The organism is Azonexus caeni (assembly GCF_048146105.1).
Lineage (GTDB): Bacteria > Pseudomonadota > Gammaproteobacteria > Burkholderiales > Rhodocyclaceae > Azonexus > Azonexus aromaticus_B.
Window position 1 is genome coordinate 128292 of sequence record NZ_JBKJAD010000002.1, and the last position, 16195, is coordinate 144486.

Below are 16195 nucleotides of genomic sequence, written 5' to 3' on the forward strand. Positions count from 1 at the left end.
TTTCTAGGCAAGAAATGTCCGTTCAAGCGGCAGTCAGGCGACTCGCACTTCCAAATGCTTACCGAGCGCAACCAAGGCCTTGGCAATGGTATCGATCTTGGTCGAATGGGCCAGATCGACGATACGCTGCACTTCTTGCGGACGGGTGCCCATTCGGCGAGCCAGTTCGGCATTGCTGACACCGGCAGCGATCATCTCGTTGAGCAACAGAGCCTTGGCAGTAACGCTGGCCGGCAATTCCACCCAGCGTTCGCCCGGAAGAAGATCCGATGGCATAGCAACTTGCCGACGATCCTCAAAGTAAAAATCCATGGCCGTAACGAGCGCGTCTTCAGCCATAGACATAGCTTCATCTTCGGTATCACCTTGAGTCAAAGCCTCCGGAATATCCCGGAAGGACACTACATATCCGCCTTCATCGGCGGCCTCGAAACGTGCAGGATATTGCATACGTTTTACCTCTATCACTTTATAACCACACAACGTGGGTGCATATGGTGTGTGCATTGCAAGCCCCTTGCGGGGCCTGCGTCACTTAAGCTTCAGCTGTTTCTTTACGCCCTCAACCAATCCGGTTTTCAGTTCTTCCGATGGGTGTCTGGGCAGTACTGTTTGTTGACCGTTCAGATAGACTTTCAAATGCCGGCTGCCGTCTTTGAAAGTCGCTCCCTGTTTGGCGAGCCATCTGACGAATTCGCTTTGCTTCACCACACCTCCCGTGTTTGTTGAACATGGCTCAATAGTAATCAAAAATGATTACAACGTCAAGAGAAAATAAACTTTTTTGCTTATCTCTTTAGGCTTTTAAGCCGGCGCAAGTGTCGTACCGACAACCCAAGTTGCGCCGCCATCCGAGCAGCATCGGCCGATGCATCGGCTTCCGCCAGCGCCTCCAGATGCCGGCGCTTTTTCTGGCTGGCGATGTAGGGCCGCTGGCCGCCGAAGTTGAGGCGTATCCGGCCTTCGATCCGCGCCCAGACGGCATCGGGCACGTCGGGCATTTCCCGGCGGGCGATGTCGAGGATCTCTTTCAGGCTGTCAGCCACGGCGCCCCTGGCGGCGAGACTGGAGCATGGCCTTCAGGCGCGCGGAGGCCTGCGCCTGGGCGACAAGGGAGGTGGCATCTTCAGCGACTGGCGGCGCCGCTTCAGGCGCGGCATCCGGTACAGACGTTTGCACGGGCGGCACTTCCGGCGCGGCGGTTTCTGGTGCCTTTTCTGCGTCATCTGCCGCCGGCAGCAGCACGCCCTGACGCAGGCGCAGTTCGTCTAAATCCCACTGAGCGGGACGGCGCAAGTGCAGCTTCAGGTGGCGACAGAGATAGACGGCGTAGACGGTGCAGTCGAGCGCTTCGTTGCGCCGATCGGTGCGCGCCTTCCAGGCGCGGCGCTTGGGATTCGAGCGGCTGGGAATCTTGATTTCCGAGAGCAGTTGCTCGTAAAAGTCATCACGCACACCTTCGTACCAGTGCATGCGCCCGGGGCCGTGGCCCGTGAGGCGCACACGCCCACCTTCCTGCGCCCAGCCGAGGATCAGGTCTTTGGCCTTGGCGGTACCGACGATATGTACCTGTACCCCGTACCGCGACGCTTTGGTGGCCTTGTTGTTTGGATCGATCGGCTTGGGTGGCGTCCAGATTTCGACGCGGCCCTCGGCATCGGGCGCGCCCTTGAGAGCAAGCACCTGGCGATCACGGCGGTGATGTTTTCGGACATAGCTGTAGGAAGCCTCCGATGTCTGGCCGTCTGAGCAGTCGATACCCACTGCGGCAATGGGCAGCGCGCCACTCGGGGTGGTCACTGTGCGCTGCATCAGCGCGTCGAGTTCACGCCAGGCGCCCTGGTGCGGCACCACGGTCTGCCCGTACACCTCACCCCAGTAGGCCAGCCACATTTCCTCACCGCGACCGACGACCCAGCATGTGACGGCCAGGCGGTCATGCTGCACGTCGACCGTCAGGAGCGCCACGATGGCGCCGGACGGGGCGCTCCACTCGGCATAGGGCTCGGCACGGTTGCGCAGTTCTTCCTCTTCGGGGAGTTCGCCCTTGTACTCCCAGGGGATACCGCGCGTGGAGTTCCAGTAGGCGACCATATCGGTCGGGTCGCCCTGCTCCATCTGGTGTAGCGCCTTGCAGTACTTGTCCGCCAGGACGGGGACGTAGCTGCCCTCGAAACAGGACTGGAACTCGTTGAGGTAGAAGCCGGGGTCGGCTGCTTCCGCCGTCGGTTCCCAGCCGTACAGCGGTGGTACCGAGGCAGCGGCCTTGATGTTGGCGACGCGCTGGGCGTCGCTCCAGATGGAGCCGCAGTGAGGACAAACGTAATAGGCATCCTCCGGACGAGCGCGGCCATACACATCGCGGACGGGGTACCGCTCATCGATGTCCGGCGCGGCCAGGTCTTCCGGCGACAGGTTGAGGCCGGGGATGACCATGTGATCGTGATTGACTTCGTGGCGCTCGCCGCAGTCATGGCACGCGACCATGAAGCGGCGCTGGTCGGTCGTGCGCATTTCCTTCTCGATCTCGCTGGCCCCCTTGGCCGTCGGGGTGCCGCCGATCAGCTCGAAGCTATCGCGGATGGTCTTGCCGCGCTCCCGCAGCAGGGTGATCGAGTTGCCCTGTCCCTTCACGTCACGGTTGGTATCGTCCGGCTCTTCGACATAGCGGACCTTGGCGCTGGTCGACTTGACGTCGGCCGGACTGTTAGAGGCAACGAACTTGAGCAAGCCGCCCGGGTAATGCTTGCGCGTGGCGCTGTTGCCGTCGCTGCGGCTCTTAAGTTTGATGCGCCGGGCCAGCGCCCTGGTAGCCCGCACCATCGGCGAGAATTTTTCCGCATCGAAATCCTTGGCGGATTTTTCGCGGGGGAACATCGCTACCTGGACGCACGGTTTCCAGTGCGTGTAATAGCCCATCAGCGAACAGCAGACGCCAGCCGTCCAGGCGATCTGGGCAGACTTCTGCCCGACCAGGCGCTTGACGCCACGCTGACCAGCGGCGGCAAGCACCCCGCGTAGCACCGGGATGTTGTCCATTCGGAACGGCCCGACGAAATCGGGATTCTCTTCCGACGACAAGCGGCGATACTTTTCCACCCACTCAAGCGGCGACAACGGCGGGCGCGGCTTGAGCTGGGCGAACACCCGGCTGATCAAGGAATCCAGCGCCTGGTCAGCCCACTGATCGACGTCGTTCGCAAGCGTGGCCAAGGCGTTCATCACGCGTCCTCATCCTCTTCATCGGCGGCATTCGCCCATTGCGCAAGGCGATTCAAAAAGGCCTCGAACTCCGCCTGCAGCAGCGCCTCGCGGCCTTCCGCATCGGCAGGCAATTCGCGTGAAAGGCGTGGCACCGCGTCGAGCCAGGCCTCGCGGGCGGCGACGAAAGCGGCCTTGAGTTTCGGCTCCAGTTGGTCGGCACGTATCAACTGACCGCGCCGCTCGGCGTTGTCCATCTCGATGCTGTCTGCCCTCACCCGCGCCAGCCGATCGTTCGGCGATTCCGCCTGGACCTTCTTCAGCTCACGGTCGACTAGCCAGGCGATGCAGGCCGGCGTGTCGTACTCGCTGGGGATACCAGGCGAACCGCGCAAGGCGATCGGAAACCCCTGCTCCTGCCAGTCGACAATCGTCTTCGGGGCTACCCCGAAGACTGCAGCAATCCGCTCCTGACCAACAATGCGCAACTTACTTACCTCCTACCAAGCCAGAAAACTGGCGAAATTCCGGGGTCGTTTCGCGCCGCAGGGGGATGGGCTGGGAAGGACCCGTCAAGGGGGGGGAGCGCCGTTCTCATCTGACGAACCCCTGCAGGATTGCCTTGACCTCGCGGTCGAAGTTCGTGCTGAAACGCTTGAGCATGACCTCGCGCACGGCCTGATTGAGCCGCTTGGTGTTGAACATCTGAGGAATGTCGATGGTGGTCTTGGTCGCGATCGGCATCCGGTCCTTGCCCTCGCGGATGAACACCGCCGTGCCGCCTGTCCTCTTGTTCGTGGCGATGAACGCGCCCTTGATCTGCTTTCGGCCACCCGAGCGCTTTATCTGGATATTGAGCTGACGCAGCTTGCCCTTGGCCGTGCGCTTGGGCTGACCGCCCACCACAAAGTGAATCAGGTTCATACCGCGCGCATCGTTGTTATGCAGGCCGCCCGGCCGCGTGGCTTCGAGCACAGCCTCAAGGTGCAGCACCCCCTTGAAGCGCGCGCGAGTGACGCTCAAGCGGCGCTTGGCATCGCCCACCTTGACGCGAAACTCGCTGCTGATCGCGCGGGCCATCTCTGTCTTGCCCTGGTCGACCGTCTTGTTGAGCGCCCGAACCATGGCCTTATTGGCAAGCTGCTCAGGCAGTCGATCCATCTGACGAGCCACGGCCGGAAAATTGTTGCGGACTGAGAGACGGATCATTGCCCTCCCCCTTCTCGCTGGGCACGCGCGACGTCGCGCATTTTGCGGGCGACCCCGGAGGCGCGCAGGCCGAGCACGACGGCGGACAGGTCCGCGAGCCAGCGCGCCCACATCGCAATCTGATCAGCGTCGCCGGCCTCAACGACGGCCTTGATCGTCTGGCCGATTTCGGCTTCGTCGGTTTCGCTCCAGTCGCCGCAGGCACGGCGGTCTTCCGCGACTAGCGGCCAATCGTGGCGCATCTTCTGGATGATTCGATCCATACTCAGTTCTCCGAGGTTAGGAAGGTGGGGAACAGGTGGGGAAGGCTAAACCCCTTGTCCTGCGGGCATCTTCCTAACCTTCCCAACCTTCCTGACCTGAAAGCTCTGGGGTGTGTGGGTGTGCACGCGCGGGGGCACGGGCGCGCTCGCTCGCAGGTGCACACGTGTGTACGCGGGCGAGTATCGAAGTCGGGAAGGTTAGGAAGGTTAGGAATGTCCTTCTGCTGCAAGGCTTTCGGGCTTCCCCACCTGCTCCCCACGTTCCCCACATTGGCGCGATCAGAAAGGTGCATCGTGGCCTCCCTGCGGTGGTCGTGAGAGGGGAGACGGCTGGCCGGCACTTTGCGACGACGCCCCATTTCTAGCGGGGGGCTTGTACCAGTAGCGGACCATGCCGTTTCGTTTTTCCACACGGGTGCAACCGAGTTTTCTGCACGCAATGCCGACCCGTGTCTGTAGATCGCGCGTGAGTGCGTTGGCCGGCAGCTTGAGGCCTTCCATGACCGCCATGGCGACCGAGAAATCGGCCACCTGCGCATACACCCAGTCGTGCAGGGCATCGACCAGGGACTCGGGCTGCTCGCGCATGAGCTGCTCGGGATCGAACAGCGTCTGCTGCTCTTCCGGTGTTGGCCAGAATCGCTCGCCGGCCTGGTAGAGTGCCAGCGCCTCAGCGAAGAGTTGCTCGCGCGCACCAGCCAGGCCGTCGAGGTTGATCGTGTCTGCACACTCGACGGGCCAGAAGCGCCGGCCGCCGGTTGGGTCCTTGTTCCACTCCCAGTCGTTCGTGCTTCCGGCAAAAACCACCTGCCGGGGCGCCTGGATATCCCGACGGCCATAGACCGGCCGGTACTTGTCGACCTGCCGCGAGAGAAACGACTTCTGCTTCGTAGCTTCAGCTCGCGCCACGCTGCCCAGCTCCGCGAATTCGTAGAGCCAGACCCCCTGCAGGGCTGACATCGAATCCTTGTTGTGAAGATCGAGGTCGGTATCCGCGTACCATTCGCCGCCGAGCACGCGCAGGGCGGATGATTTGCCTTTGCCCTGCTTCCCCTCAAGCACGAGGCAGTAATCAAACTTGACCCCCGGCTTCATGACGCGAGCGACCATGCCGAGCAAGTAGAACCGGGCCACCAGTCGCACGTAGGGGCTATCCTTGACGCCTAGGTAATCGGTCAGCCAGTGATCGATACGCGACACGCCATCATGGGCTGGCAGCGCCTGCAACCAGGCACGCACGGGATGCACGGGATTGGCTTTGGCGACGGTCTCCACCGCTTCAGCCACCCGGGCCGAGGACGGCGTAATCCATTCCTGCCGGGTCAGCCAGATGGCGGTGCGTGAATCGTCCGCCGAATCCCATTCGCCGACGGCGCCGCCGGCATAGGGCGGTGGCTTCAGCTTGACGGTGCGCATGGAGAACTCGTCGAAAGCCACCACGCCCCGCCACTCCCGGCGGTTGGCCAGGATGTCATAAACGTTGGCCAGACAGTCGTCCAGCTCGCCCTTCTTCCACAGCAGCTTGTCGCGCCACGCCTCGTCTTCCGCTGGCGCTGGCTTCTCGCGCTTCTTCTTTCCGCCCGCGCCAGCTTCGGCAGCGGGAGGAGGCTCTTCCGCCGGGGCGGGCGGCTGCCAGGGCTGGCAGCGGTCGCGCATCCAGTCGGCCAACGCATCGCCGGCCAGGCCTTCGGTCACGGCATCGGCCACGTCCCAGCCGTCCGGCGCCTCGCCTGGGGGCGGGATGTCGATATTCCACAACTGGCAGCCCAGGCCGTGCAGAATGCTGCGCACCTCGGCCATGGCTTTGGCGCCGGGCTGCACCTCGGCCGGCAAATATGGCTGCGCCAGCGGGTCATGCCCGGCTTCGCTTTCTGCCTTGGTCAGCTTCTTGCGCTTGCTGTCCGCATCCGCCCAGGTCATCACCTTGCGCCCGGCCAGTGCCGACCAATCTGCCTGCGCAACAGCATTGACGCCGCCCGGCCAGGTCAGCACCACCAGGGAGGGTAGCTCCGCTTGGGCGGCGTCTCGGCATTTTTCGCCTTCGACGATCAACACCGTTGCATCCGGGTTTGCGGCCAGGCGATCGAGGCCGTAGAGCGGCCGGGGATCGGGCCATATCATCCAGCGCCAGGCGAACTTGCCGGTGGTTTCGTGCTGGCGGTACGTTAGCGGGATGATGTCCTTGCCACCGTCGCTCGCGGCGAACCGGCAGACATAGCCGAGCAGCCGGCCAGCGGCATCCTGGTATGCCCAGGTGGCGACCGGGATGCCCCGGAATTCATGCGCTTTTGGGGGCGCCGGTGCATCGTCCGGCACCGGCATCACGCAGCGCCAGCCTGGCTTTTTTTCCTTCGGCTCTAGCGCTGGCTTTTCCGTTTTTTTTGCCGTCGACCGCGCCTTGCCTTTACCGGGAGGCGGGGCTGCCTCCGGCATGCCCAACTCGATGGCCAGCGCCCGAGCGGCGGCGGCCTGTTCCCCCGCATGGAACAAATAGGCGTACAGCGACACCAGGTCAGCACCGGAATCGCCGGAAGCGAAGTCACGCCAGATCCCCTTGGTGAGGCTGATGGAAAAACTGCCCACGCGGCTATCATCGGAGCGCATCGGGTTGAGCGCTTTCCACTCCCCGCCCACCTTGCGCCCATCCGGCAGCCAGAGAGCGAGCAACTGCTCGGCACGGTTCAGCGCGGCATCGGCCAGCGCCTTGAAATCGATATCAGCCACCGGTCAGCGCCCGATCTCCCTGACCTTGGCCGAAGGCGGCGGCACCTCGCGCACCATGGTCTCAAGCTCTGCCAGTAGGTGCATCACGGCAGCCACCGTGCGATGCGCCCGAAGCTTCAAAGCGCGGAATTCATCCGGCTCGATGATGCCGTCCGCCCGCGCCTCAGTGAACTCCCGGCTCAGGTCACCCATCTGTGCGACGATGGCCAGGTAAGCCTGCAACACGTCGTCCTCGCCCGGCGATCCCGGCGGTAGCGGCAGAAAGACGCCGTTGAACTGGCTGCACATGGCCTCGATGAAGCCGGTGCCTGGCAAGCCAAGCGCCAGCGCCAGGGCTTCGCGCACCGTGATTTCGTAGTGCGGCATGGCCTCTGAAAACTTGTTGTGCAGCACGCCAGGCGAGCGGCCGATCCGCTCTGCCGCTGCCTTGATACCGCCCGGTGTGGCGATCAGCTCCTGCTGCAACACGCCGACCGGATCGCGCTGAACACACTCGAAATTACCCTGAGACATGACGAAGACCCTCAGTAAACAAAAACGAGGCGCCGCCGCATGATGGCGACACCGGGGAAGAAAAAGCCCGTGCCCGGAGACACGGGAAACGCCGGCCCCCAGGGGGCAGAGATGACCCAGCGGGCGGAGAAAAGGCGGAGGCTCCAGACATGTCAGAATCAGCTTTCCACAGATGACTACCAACCACGAAAGGCCCCCCCATGGAACTGCACGAACGCGTTGCCGCGCTAGAAGAGCAGATCAGGGCAATGGACGAACAACTCGAGAAAACCTGCGCCGAATTTTTCGGTTTCAAAATGGCTTTCATTCGACTCTGCGCCCTTCTGCCAATAAACGAGCGCGACGTGACAACCGCGCGAGAACTGGCAATTGCCCAGGCAGAAGACGCCATGCCACCGGACGGAACACCCTCCGACACAGCGTTAATCGCACTCGGATCGATTCATGCGGTGTGCGATCTTGCCGGCGCCGCTTGGCGGCAACGTAAGGTCGACTAGTTCCGAACCTCTCGCGTATCAGATGCTCAAGCTTGCTCCACGTCTCCGATGAAACATCAGGCCCGCTCATCAAGCAGCCTCCTGAACTCGTTGAAGGGGTTGGCGGAGGTACGCCCAATCGACATCGGGGCGCAGTTCCTCACAGGTGACGATGCCGCCGGACTCTCGTTCGATATCCGGGCAGCGCTCAGCCGGCACACGTCGCACACCTGTCCGCCACTGACTGAGCAATGAGGGGGGTACCTTGAGCTTGGCGGCAAAATTGCCGGCCGGCAGAGCTTGGCTTTCGAGATAGGTGTGCAGGTCCATGGCCGGAAGTATTAACGATGCGCTAATGATTGGTCAATAGCGACACGCGAATTCCGGATTTTAGCGATACGTTATCTAATGACAAACGTGAAAACCATCGAAGAAATCCGCCTCGACAACCTGCGCGCTCTCGTCAACGAGGCGGGCGGCGTTACGCGCTTTGCCGAGACATCCGGAAAACAACAAGCCCAGATCAGTCAGTTGCTCAATCGAGCGAAAGACTCAAAAACCGGAAAACCGAAAGCCATTGGCTCTTCTCAAGCGCGCGAACTAGAAAAAGCGGCCAACAAGGAAACTGGGTGGCTGGATAATGACCATTCACGCGAACCGATATTCGACGATGAAGACATCAAGGACATGGTCAGCCTAATGAAACGACTTGATCGGCGAGGGCGTATCACCCTGCTTGCAAAAGCTGAAGAGTGGGCCAAAGGCTCGGAGGAGATAAAGCGCACCGGCACCTAACCCCACCCCGGCTGCGACGAACCGGGGGAGGCAAGATTATTCACCTCCCCCAGTCACACCCCCGCCCCGACAACGGGGTTTTTTTAGAGCCCAAGACCGGAATGCTTCTCACTTTTATAATTGACAAAGGAATACCGTGAGCCACAACCAAAGACCTGCAGCAAGCCCTGCCGCCACTACTGATACAGGAGACCAGCAATGATCCGTACAACCCTGCTGATTTCGTGCCTAGCGCTTCTCGCGGCCTGCGCCGGAACACCATTCAAGTGGTCCGAAGCGCGCCAGATCAGAGCCGGCATGACAACTGCTGAAGTCACTGCGCTGGTCGGCCCTCCAACCCGCGTTGATGCCCAAGGCGATGTAGTTCGCTACGTGTGGGTTTTCGTCAACGGGCTTACCTACAGCACTCGCAGCCTGCGAGTCGACTTTCAGAATGGACGGGCTACCCAGGCGCCACCGATCCCCGACGAGTTCCAGGATTAGTCTGACGCACCAAAATATTAACGTTTCGCTATTGACCTTTAATTAGCGTTTCGTTAATACCGTCTCCACCGCGCCACCTGGCGCTCAACGTGGAGACCGAAATGCCCCTCTTCCTCACCCTGTTTTCGCTGCTCATTACGGCAGCGATCGCCGCCAGCGCCGGCTGGCTGGCCGGCTACTGCCTGGCCATTCGCCAGCACCAGGCGAGCCTTGCCAAACTGATCGGCAAGGCCGACACCTCCCAGAACAACAGTGCCGCGAACGATCCGCTGACCGGCTGGGTATTCCGCCAACGCACCCGCTTCACGCTGGCAGAAGCGATCACGGAAGGCCTCGGCCTCGATGCCGACAAGATCACCCGCGACCTGCAAACGCGCATCGGCATATCGTTGAAAAAGCTCGGGTGCCAAAAGATTGTTTACCGCGCGCCTTACACCAGGCAGGCCCAGATCTACTACACGACACCAGCCGCCGAATAACTGGGGTGACCATCATGTTCATCACCACGCCCAATCAATTCGACAGCACCGGTGCCACGCGCATCTTCCGCCGGCACCGGATGACCGACAGCAACGGCCGGGCCATCCGCCCCGGCTTCGATTTCCAATGCCTAACCGGGTATCACCGACTCTACCTCGGCCACGAATTGCAGCGGCGCGACAGCAATTCCCGCTTCTGCGAGGACGTCGCTGTCGCACCGCTCGATGCGCCGGAGTTCATTCCCGCCGGCGCCTGTTGCGGACATGACGGTCTGGTCGGTGACGACCCCGTCCGCCACGCCTCGCAAAACTACCTGTGGAGGGAGTGACATGACCACCGCCCGCAATCCCCTGCAAATCCTCAAGGAAGCCAAGCAAATCGCGCAGGACCACGGCTGCTTCGTGGTCGAGAAAGCCGAGCCGAAAGGCACGCGCTACCTCGTTTATCGAAAACTCTTCGATCGCAACGAGTGCGTCGGCACCCGCTTCACCGTCCAGGCCTTGCACAAGCTGGTCTGCAAGGTCACCAACTTCCACTAACCGGAGCCAGTCCATGCGTCTGCACTTGTCTGCTCTCAAGGTCCACCTCGCCCACTGCGCCGCCTACCGCAGCGTTCGCCGCCACTTCGGTGTGCTTTTTACGGCCGACGGCACGCCCGCTGTGGCCGTCCTTCCCCGCCATCTTCTGGAGCAATGACATGCTATTCCTTCCCTTGCCCCCCTCCCCCCTGCAGCTCGAACTGAACCGCATCGAGGCAGAGGCAGCACAACACAGCGCCTTGATCTGCGCGGCCGCGTCCGTTTTTGAATCTGCGCACCAGCTTTGTGCAGGCCTCAACGCAGCCGCTGACCTGAATCCTGGCTCGCTGTTCACTCGACCGTTGGAAGCAGTCGCCCTTTACCACACCAATGATGTCGAAATCTGCATCTACGCCGGAGCCAACAGCGCGCAGGTGATCCAGCTCGCACTTCGCGGCGGCCTGCACCTGGTGAACCATGGCCGCAGCTACCACGACACCTACCGTGTCACGGCCCAGGAATATCCCGGCGTGCACCTCTTCATCCAGGCGCCGCACGCCAACGCCCTGCCGAGCGCATCTACCGCACTCCCGGAGGCCGCGTGATGGACATCATCAACCATACCTTCACCCGAGGTCAGGCACTCGTTCTGGTTGGCCCGCAAGCCAGCGGGAAAACCACCCTGGCCCGCCAGATTGCCACGCGCAATGGCGCGTTCGTCGAGGTCGAACTGATGGAATTCATGCGCCGCCGCGGTATCGACAACACACTGGCAAGCGAACCGAAGACCGTGATCATCGACGGCCTCCCGGCCATCGAAAGCGACTTCTGCCGGCTCAAGAGTCTGATTACCAGCGAAACGACCTTCATTCGCTCGCCCTATAGCGGCCGGTCGCGCCAGGTGAAGACACCGAACTTCATCTTCTGCACCGGCGAGGCTGCCCCCTTCTTCGACAGCTCCCGCCGCTTCTTTGTCATTCGCCTGGAGAAAAAACAATGAGCGCCCAGCCCATCATCCCAGGCCGCCTCTACCGCGTGCGCGGCGCCGGGCTGGACATCGCCGTCATTGCTGGACACGGCTGCGATGCCATCTGTGACGCACTGGCGAAGAGACTGGCATGAGCGAGATTGACCGCACTCAAGCCCTTTTCTTTGCGCTGGCCGCTGACCCTGAGCGCCCCTTGCATCTCGATATTGCCGTGGCCGGCATTGCCGCGCTACGGGAGCGCTCAAAGCGCATCGCCAGCCAGGCGGCCACGCTGGCAGCCGCCGTGCATATACAGCAAGGCCTGGTCGACACCGTGCTTGCGGCGCTGGTCAAGGCCGGCGAACCGCTGCCAGCGACGCTGGCGGTGCCTGCCACGACGCTGGACGTGACGCTAACCGCTGAGGAATTCGCCAGCACGGAAGTCCTGATCGCCTACCTGCAACAGGGCGACTCAACGCTGTCGCACGACGACTGCATCAACGAGATTTTCACCACCGGGCTGACGACGCTGGCCCATCGACTCAACCCCATCACCTAAGGCGGTGCAACCGCGCCCCGCCTGACCCGGAGACCACAATGCAAGACTACGACCCCCAGAGCGCCGAAGCCAAGGCCTGTATCAGCCAGCCGGCTGGCATCCACACGCTAGCGCCCAGCCCCACGAACCCGCGCAAGAGCTTCCCGGATGCCGAGATGCTCGAGATGACGGAAAGCGTCAAACAGCACGGCGTGCTGCAGCCTCTGCTGGTGCGCTGCTGGCCGGTCAACTATGCCTACCCAGGCGACACCATGCCGTATTACGAGATTGTGGCCGGTGAGCGCCGCTACCGTGCCGCCAAAGCCGCCGGCCTGACTCTCGTGCCGGTACTGGTCCGGGATCTCGACGACCGCGCCGTGCTGGAACTCCAGGTCATTGAAAACCTTCAGCGGAAAGACCTTCACCCGATCGAGGAGGCCGAAGGCTACGGGCTGATGATGGACAAGCACGGCTACACCGCCGACCAGCTCGCGGAAAAGATTGGCAAGAGCCGATCCTACATTTTCGGGCGGCTCAAGCTGCTGGCCCTCTCCCCCGACGGTCGGCGCCTGTTCCAGGGAGGCTTGCTCAATCCCAGCACGGCGCTGCTGATCGCCCGCATCCCCACAGCAAAGCTGCAGGCGAAAGCCATCCAGGAAATCACCTCCACGGACGGCTACGGCGATGTCATGTCGGTACGCCGGGCGGCGCGGCTGATCCAGGACCGGTACATGCTCAAGCTGGCCGGCGCGCCCTTCAAGCCCTGGATGGATGACCTGGTGCCCAGCGCCGGTAGTTGTAACGACTGTCCCAAGCGCACGGGGAATCAGCCGGAAATCTTCGACGACGCGACGAGTGCGAACGTCTGCACTGACCCGGACTGTTTTCAGGCCAAGCGCCTGGCACAGACAGCCCGCGAGGCGGCGAAGGTAGTCGCCGCTGGCGGCCAGGTAATCACTGGCAAAGCTGCCGAAAAACTGGCTGCTTACGGCATCCAGAATTACACCACGATTCCGGGTTACACCCAGCTCGACAAGACATGCTACGACGACCCGGAGAATCGCACCTACCGCGAGATTCTCGGCGATGACCTGACCCCGACCATGATCGAGGACGTACAGCAACACGTCCTGGTGCCGGTGCTACCGAACACAGTCCTGGCCGAGAAGCTGCAGGCAGCCGGCTTGCGCAGCCGGGATGCCGACCGTGAAGCCGATGAAGCGAAAAAGGCGGTGGTACTGGCCCAGGAACGCACCTACCGCGATCGCCTGCTCGCCCAGGTACGCGACAGCCTGGCAGACCAGACACTGAACGGCGAAAGCCAGATGGCGCCGGACCTGGCGCTGTCCCTGATGCGCCGCATCGCTCGCCGCCTGTTCGAACGCGCAGGCGACAACGACACCTTGCGCAAGATCATCGGCTTCTGGAAACCGACCGGGCGGAACTACACCGAGCGCCGCGACGCGATCCTGGCCGCGATCGACTCCATGAACCTGGCCGACTGCTGGCGGCTGATGATAGACCTGATGGTCGTCGGCAGCTCAATGTGCAACGACTGGAGCATGCAGTACGAGCCCCGCGAACTGATTGAGGTTGCCAGCCTGTTCGGGATTGATGCTGAACAGGTCAAAGCCAGCGTTATCCCTGAAGGAACGGCGCCGAGCGCCACGGCCGAAAAGCACGCCTACCCCTCTGAGGCTGCGCAGGCGCAGGAAACAAACCGCGCCGAAACCCCCGAGGGCGCGCCCGAAGCTGCGCCGGCGGGCGAAACAAGTACCGCAGAAAACGAAACCCCGCCGGCTGACGCCGGCCTTATCGAGACGAACGAAAAACCTTTCGCTGGCTGGCTCGCCTTCGTTGTCGGAGATCAGGTTCGGGTACGAGCAAACGCAAAAGGGCCAACGGGAAAGAAGCGCAAATGCTGCGGCCGCGAGGGTGTGATCGAGGGAAAGCAGGAGGCTTGCTGCCTCGTCCGCTTCGGCCCCGGCCGAGACGTTGTCTCGAATCTAGCCTGGGATGAAATCGAGAAGGTGGAAACCCCCTCGGCAACTGAAACGCCAGCCACCGATATTCAACCGACCGACGCCACGGAGACGTCTCTTATCGAGACGGACGAAAAACCAGCACACGCTGATTGTGCGGAGAGACCTTATCAGCACCCGGAGCACCCCAACCTGCGCTGGTCCGGACGCGGCCGCAAACCGAAATGGGTTGAGGCCTGGCTGGCCACGCCGGGGAACACCCTCGACGCCCTCAAACCAACGGCGCGCTGTGACAAGACCGCCGACCTCTTCTTGGAGGCAGCATGAACACCGTCGACCACCAAAAAGCCGCAACGGCAGCCCGGTGCGCCAACCAGTTGAGCCATGACCTGGCCGAGCTGGTGCGCTCCGATAACCCCCTGCTTTCCGACATCGCTCTGGCCGAACTTGAGATCGTATCCAAACTGAACGCCCGGCTTGAGCGCCTGGCCAGCCACCTTGCCCGGACGCTGGTTCCCGAGGAACGCTCATGAGCCCGAACTTCGACACGCTGCCAGACACCGCTCACATGACCGTCAAGGACGTATCTGCGATGCTCAGAGTATCAGTGGCGACGGTCTGGCGAATGGTCGCCGCCGGCACGCTGCCGCAACCGAAGAAGTTTTCAACTCGCTGCACGCGCTGGGAGGCTGGGGCTGTGCGGCGGGCGGTTGGGATCGGTAGAGCTAAGGGCTAAAAGTGAGAAGAGAAAACGCTGCTACATGATACGGTCGAATCCCCTGAATGGGTTGCCTTCGTAGCTGAAATCGAGCGACAACTACTCATCCGAGTCATCCGAGTCATCCGAGTCATCCGAGTCATCCGAGTCATCCGAGTCATCCGAGTCATCCGAGTCATCAGGGTCATCAGGGTCACAACCGCAGTTCTCGCAAGGCCCTTCCGCGTCACCCTCGCAATTAACAACCTCAAAGTCAGCAACACACTCATCACATAACGCCAATACAGGGTAAGCATCACTACTTTTTTCTGCAGACATGTCACCAAAAACCATGTAGTACTTGATAGCAATAGGCATATCCGCTCCTATATTGAGACCATGAAGGCGCAAAAAGGTCGTACCAACTGAAAACCTATCGACCTACTAATTCCAAGTATTATAGCCATAGGATAAGGCATCGGAGAGATCAGGCGACCTTTTTCTGAGCAGCCAACAGCATAGGAGGCGGCAACAGGTTGTCCGAAAGGATTAACAGTTCAGCCGCAGCTCGCTTCACCTGAGCGTAATACGTCAGCGTCTTACGGTACTGTGTCAATCCTGCATACATTGCGCTGATCTCAGGAACATCGTCATACGTTAACATCCAACGATGCGGCATAGTTCGCACTTGTTCTGCCAGGAATAAATGATCCTGATGCTGGTATGCGTTCGTGTACAGATCAGGCCCTGCTCGATAATACGGCGGGTCAACGTTCACCAATGCGTGTTGCGGTAGCCTTTTCAACTCTGAGCCGACGTACAAGCGTGCATCAATGCAGGTTAGATGAATTTGTTTTCTGTAGATTGCAATTCGCCTGATCTTGCGAATCAGTTCATTTCGACCAAACCGGCAGTCAATACTGTACTTACCAGTCTGATTTAGTCCGCCAATTACCCCACCTTTCAAGATACCTGATCGGTTGGTCCTATTCAGAAATAGGGTAGCGAAACCCAGATCAAGCAGATTAGCTCTCTCTTCCGCATATATTTTTCGTTGGCGATGCCACTCCGCTATATCGACAGTAGCATGCTCAATGCGTTCGCACAGTTGCTCCGTCGAGTTCAGCACACTGTGCCAGAAAGCATAGATTGCTGGATCAATGTCATTGATCCACGCCTCAGCAACCGTACCGTTTAACAGCAACCGGCAGGCGATCCCAGCCCCTCCGGCAAAAGGCTCGCAGTATACGCACTGCAATAGGTCGTTCGTTCGAAGTAGATCGCTAACAAACGGGGCAAGTTGAGTCTTGCCCCCTGGATAGCGCAACGGTGTGTCTGTAATCGGCATG

Annotated in this window: 25 protein-coding genes; 14 read left to right on the top strand and 11 right to left on the bottom strand. The window is 61.2% G+C overall.

The window, feature by feature from the left end:
* Positions 1-33: 33 nt before the first annotated feature.
* From ACLIIZ_RS03600 to ACLIIZ_RS03640, 9 genes are all read right to left on the bottom strand, one after another.
* Positions 34-450, bottom strand: a complete 417-nt coding sequence (locus tag ACLIIZ_RS03600) for a type II toxin-antitoxin system HicB family antitoxin (protein WP_416690835.1) — start codon at positions 448-450, stop codon at positions 34-36.
* 81 nt (positions 451-531) lie between these two features.
* Complete coding sequence (locus tag ACLIIZ_RS03605; protein WP_416690836.1) at positions 532-708, bottom strand: type II toxin-antitoxin system HicA family toxin; 177 nt, start codon at positions 706-708, stop codon at positions 532-534.
* Positions 709-788: 80 nt separating this feature from the next.
* Positions 789-1046, bottom strand: a complete 258-nt coding sequence (locus ACLIIZ_RS03610) for a hypothetical protein (RefSeq protein ID WP_416690837.1) — start codon at positions 1044-1046, stop codon at positions 789-791.
* Entirely contained in the window at positions 1039-3222 is a 2184-nt protein-coding gene (locus ACLIIZ_RS03615; protein WP_416690838.1) for a terminase gpA endonuclease subunit, read from the bottom strand. Before ACLIIZ_RS03615 ends, ACLIIZ_RS03610 begins: the two co-directional genes overlap by 8 nt.
* Positions 3222-3689 (bottom strand): terminase small subunit, encoded by a 468-nt coding sequence (locus ACLIIZ_RS03620; RefSeq protein WP_416690839.1) that lies wholly within the window; start codon positions 3687-3689, stop codon positions 3222-3224. The genes ACLIIZ_RS03615 and ACLIIZ_RS03620 overlap by 1 nt, the downstream gene beginning before the upstream one ends.
* A 106-nt stretch (positions 3690-3795) precedes the next feature.
* A complete protein-coding gene (locus ACLIIZ_RS03625; protein ID WP_416690840.1) occupies positions 3796-4410 on the bottom strand; it encodes a phage tail protein in 615 nt (204 codons plus the stop codon).
* Entirely contained in the window at positions 4407-4673 is a 267-nt protein-coding gene (locus tag ACLIIZ_RS03630; protein ID WP_416690841.1) for a hypothetical protein, read from the bottom strand. Before ACLIIZ_RS03630 ends, ACLIIZ_RS03625 begins: the two co-directional genes overlap by 4 nt.
* A gap of 279 nt (positions 4674-4952) precedes the next feature.
* On the bottom strand, positions 4953-7397 hold the full coding sequence (locus ACLIIZ_RS03635; protein ID WP_416690842.1) for a VapE domain-containing protein: 2445 nt from the start codon (positions 7395-7397) through the stop codon (positions 4953-4955).
* Between the two features lie 3 nt (positions 7398-7400).
* Positions 7401-7910: a phage regulatory CII family protein gene (locus tag ACLIIZ_RS03640; protein ID WP_416690843.1), complete on the bottom strand. Its 510-nt coding sequence runs from the start codon at positions 7908-7910 to the stop codon at positions 7401-7403.
* 200 nt (positions 7911-8110) lie between these two features.
* Between ACLIIZ_RS03640 and ACLIIZ_RS03645 the strand changes: the two genes are divergently transcribed.
* Positions 8111-8407, top strand: coding sequence for a hypothetical protein (locus tag ACLIIZ_RS03645; protein ID WP_416690844.1), 297 nt, complete (start codon positions 8111-8113; stop codon positions 8405-8407).
* Between the two features lie 69 nt (positions 8408-8476).
* Here ACLIIZ_RS03645 and ACLIIZ_RS03650 read toward each other — a convergent pair whose 3' ends face one another.
* On the bottom strand, positions 8477-8716 hold the full coding sequence (locus ACLIIZ_RS03650) for a transcriptional regulator (RefSeq protein WP_416690845.1): 240 nt from the start codon (positions 8714-8716) through the stop codon (positions 8477-8479).
* Between the two features lie 87 nt (positions 8717-8803).
* Here ACLIIZ_RS03650 and ACLIIZ_RS03655 point away from each other — a divergent pair, with 87 nt between their 5' ends.
* From ACLIIZ_RS03655 to ACLIIZ_RS03715, 13 genes are all read left to right on the top strand, one after another.
* On the top strand, positions 8804-9181 hold the full coding sequence (locus ACLIIZ_RS03655; protein WP_416690846.1) for a hypothetical protein: 378 nt from the start codon (positions 8804-8806) through the stop codon (positions 9179-9181).
* Positions 9182-9379: 198 nt separating this feature from the next.
* Positions 9380-9664, top strand: coding sequence for a hypothetical protein (locus tag ACLIIZ_RS03660; RefSeq protein ID WP_416690847.1), 285 nt, complete (start codon positions 9380-9382; stop codon positions 9662-9664).
* Between the two features lie 101 nt (positions 9665-9765).
* Positions 9766-10143 carry a hypothetical protein gene (locus ACLIIZ_RS03665; RefSeq protein ID WP_416690848.1) on the top strand — a complete coding sequence of 126 codons (378 nt, stop codon included), beginning with the start codon at positions 9766-9768 and terminating at the stop codon, positions 10141-10143.
* A 5-nt stretch (positions 10144-10148) separates the two neighbouring features.
* A complete protein-coding gene (locus ACLIIZ_RS03670; RefSeq protein WP_416690849.1) occupies positions 10149-10472 on the top strand; it encodes a hypothetical protein in 324 nt (107 codons plus the stop codon).
* Position 10473: 1 nt separating this feature from the next.
* Positions 10474-10683, top strand: a complete 210-nt coding sequence (locus tag ACLIIZ_RS03675) for a hypothetical protein (protein ID WP_416690850.1) — start codon at positions 10474-10476, stop codon at positions 10681-10683.
* Positions 10684-10696: 13 nt separating this feature from the next.
* Complete coding sequence (locus ACLIIZ_RS03680) at positions 10697-10840, top strand: hypothetical protein (protein ID WP_416690851.1); 144 nt, start codon at positions 10697-10699, stop codon at positions 10838-10840.
* 1 nt (position 10841) lies between these two features.
* Positions 10842-11267 carry a hypothetical protein gene (locus tag ACLIIZ_RS03685; protein ID WP_416690852.1) on the top strand — a complete coding sequence of 142 codons (426 nt, stop codon included), beginning with the start codon at positions 10842-10844 and terminating at the stop codon, positions 11265-11267.
* Positions 11267-11662: a VapE domain-containing protein gene (locus ACLIIZ_RS03690; protein ID WP_416690853.1), complete on the top strand. Its 396-nt coding sequence runs from the start codon at positions 11267-11269 to the stop codon at positions 11660-11662. Before ACLIIZ_RS03685 ends, ACLIIZ_RS03690 begins: the two co-directional genes overlap by 1 nt.
* Entirely contained in the window at positions 11659-11784 is a 126-nt protein-coding gene (locus ACLIIZ_RS03695; protein WP_416690854.1) for a hypothetical protein, read from the top strand. Before ACLIIZ_RS03690 ends, ACLIIZ_RS03695 begins: the two co-directional genes overlap by 4 nt.
* Positions 11781-12188 (top strand): hypothetical protein, encoded by a 408-nt coding sequence (locus ACLIIZ_RS03700; protein WP_416690855.1) that lies wholly within the window; start codon positions 11781-11783, stop codon positions 12186-12188. Before ACLIIZ_RS03695 ends, ACLIIZ_RS03700 begins: the two co-directional genes overlap by 4 nt.
* Before the next feature lie 38 nt (positions 12189-12226).
* Complete coding sequence (locus ACLIIZ_RS03705; RefSeq protein WP_416690856.1) at positions 12227-14476, top strand: ParB/RepB/Spo0J family partition protein; 2250 nt, start codon at positions 12227-12229, stop codon at positions 14474-14476.
* Positions 14473-14682 carry a hypothetical protein gene (locus tag ACLIIZ_RS03710; protein WP_416690857.1) on the top strand — a complete coding sequence of 70 codons (210 nt, stop codon included), beginning with the start codon at positions 14473-14475 and terminating at the stop codon, positions 14680-14682. Before ACLIIZ_RS03705 ends, ACLIIZ_RS03710 begins: the two co-directional genes overlap by 4 nt.
* A gap of 35 nt (positions 14683-14717) precedes the next feature.
* Positions 14718-14885 (top strand): helix-turn-helix transcriptional regulator, encoded by a 168-nt coding sequence (locus ACLIIZ_RS03715; protein ID WP_416691090.1) that lies wholly within the window; start codon positions 14718-14720, stop codon positions 14883-14885.
* 448 nt (positions 14886-15333) lie between these two features.
* Here ACLIIZ_RS03715 and ACLIIZ_RS03720 read toward each other — a convergent pair whose 3' ends face one another.
* Positions 15334-16194 (bottom strand): DNA adenine methylase, encoded by an 861-nt coding sequence (locus ACLIIZ_RS03720; RefSeq protein WP_416690858.1) that lies wholly within the window; start codon positions 16192-16194, stop codon positions 15334-15336.
* Position 16195 lies beyond the last annotated feature (1 nt).

What these genes read in the sequence shown, in the direction of transcription:
- ACLIIZ_RS03600 (WP_416690835.1), bottom strand. Translation starts at nt 450, where the DNA reads ATGCAATATCCTGCACGTTTCGAGGCCGCCGATGAAGGCGGATATGTA.
- ACLIIZ_RS03615 (WP_416690838.1), bottom strand. Translation starts at nt 3,222, where the DNA reads ATGAACGCCTTGGCCACGCTTGCGAACGACGTCGATCAGTGGGCTGAC.
- ACLIIZ_RS03625 (WP_416690840.1), bottom strand. Translation starts at nt 4,410, where the DNA reads ATGATCCGTCTCTCAGTCCGCAACAATTTTCCGGCCGTGGCTCGTCAG.
- ACLIIZ_RS03630 (WP_416690841.1), bottom strand. Translation starts at nt 4,673, where the DNA reads ATGGATCGAATCATCCAGAAGATGCGCCACGATTGGCCGCTAGTCGCG.
- ACLIIZ_RS03640 (WP_416690843.1), bottom strand. Translation starts at nt 7,910, where the DNA reads ATGTCTCAGGGTAATTTCGAGTGTGTTCAGCGCGATCCGGTCGGCGTG.
- ACLIIZ_RS03645 (WP_416690844.1), top strand. Translation starts at nt 8,111, where the DNA reads ATGGAACTGCACGAACGCGTTGCCGCGCTAGAAGAGCAGATCAGGGCA.
- ACLIIZ_RS03650 (WP_416690845.1), bottom strand. Translation starts at nt 8,716, where the DNA reads ATGGACCTGCACACCTATCTCGAAAGCCAAGCTCTGCCGGCCGGCAAT.
- ACLIIZ_RS03660 (WP_416690847.1), top strand. Translation starts at nt 9,380, where the DNA reads ATGATCCGTACAACCCTGCTGATTTCGTGCCTAGCGCTTCTCGCGGCC.
- ACLIIZ_RS03665 (WP_416690848.1), top strand. Translation starts at nt 9,766, where the DNA reads ATGCCCCTCTTCCTCACCCTGTTTTCGCTGCTCATTACGGCAGCGATC.
- ACLIIZ_RS03675 (WP_416690850.1), top strand. Translation starts at nt 10,474, where the DNA reads ATGACCACCGCCCGCAATCCCCTGCAAATCCTCAAGGAAGCCAAGCAA.
- ACLIIZ_RS03680 (WP_416690851.1), top strand. Translation starts at nt 10,697, where the DNA reads ATGCGTCTGCACTTGTCTGCTCTCAAGGTCCACCTCGCCCACTGCGCC.
- ACLIIZ_RS03685 (WP_416690852.1), top strand. Translation starts at nt 10,842, where the DNA reads ATGCTATTCCTTCCCTTGCCCCCCTCCCCCCTGCAGCTCGAACTGAAC.
- ACLIIZ_RS03690 (WP_416690853.1), top strand. Translation starts at nt 11,267, where the DNA reads ATGGACATCATCAACCATACCTTCACCCGAGGTCAGGCACTCGTTCTG.
- ACLIIZ_RS03695 (WP_416690854.1), top strand. Translation starts at nt 11,659, where the DNA reads ATGAGCGCCCAGCCCATCATCCCAGGCCGCCTCTACCGCGTGCGCGGC.
- ACLIIZ_RS03700 (WP_416690855.1), top strand. Translation starts at nt 11,781, where the DNA reads ATGAGCGAGATTGACCGCACTCAAGCCCTTTTCTTTGCGCTGGCCGCT.
- ACLIIZ_RS03705 (WP_416690856.1), top strand. Translation starts at nt 12,227, where the DNA reads ATGCAAGACTACGACCCCCAGAGCGCCGAAGCCAAGGCCTGTATCAGC.
- ACLIIZ_RS03710 (WP_416690857.1), top strand. Translation starts at nt 14,473, where the DNA reads ATGAACACCGTCGACCACCAAAAAGCCGCAACGGCAGCCCGGTGCGCC.
- ACLIIZ_RS03715 (WP_416691090.1), top strand. Translation starts at nt 14,718, where the DNA reads ATGACCGTCAAGGACGTATCTGCGATGCTCAGAGTATCAGTGGCGACG.
- ACLIIZ_RS03720 (WP_416690858.1), bottom strand. Translation starts at nt 16,194, where the DNA reads ATGCCGATTACAGACACACCGTTGCGCTATCCAGGGGGCAAGACTCAA.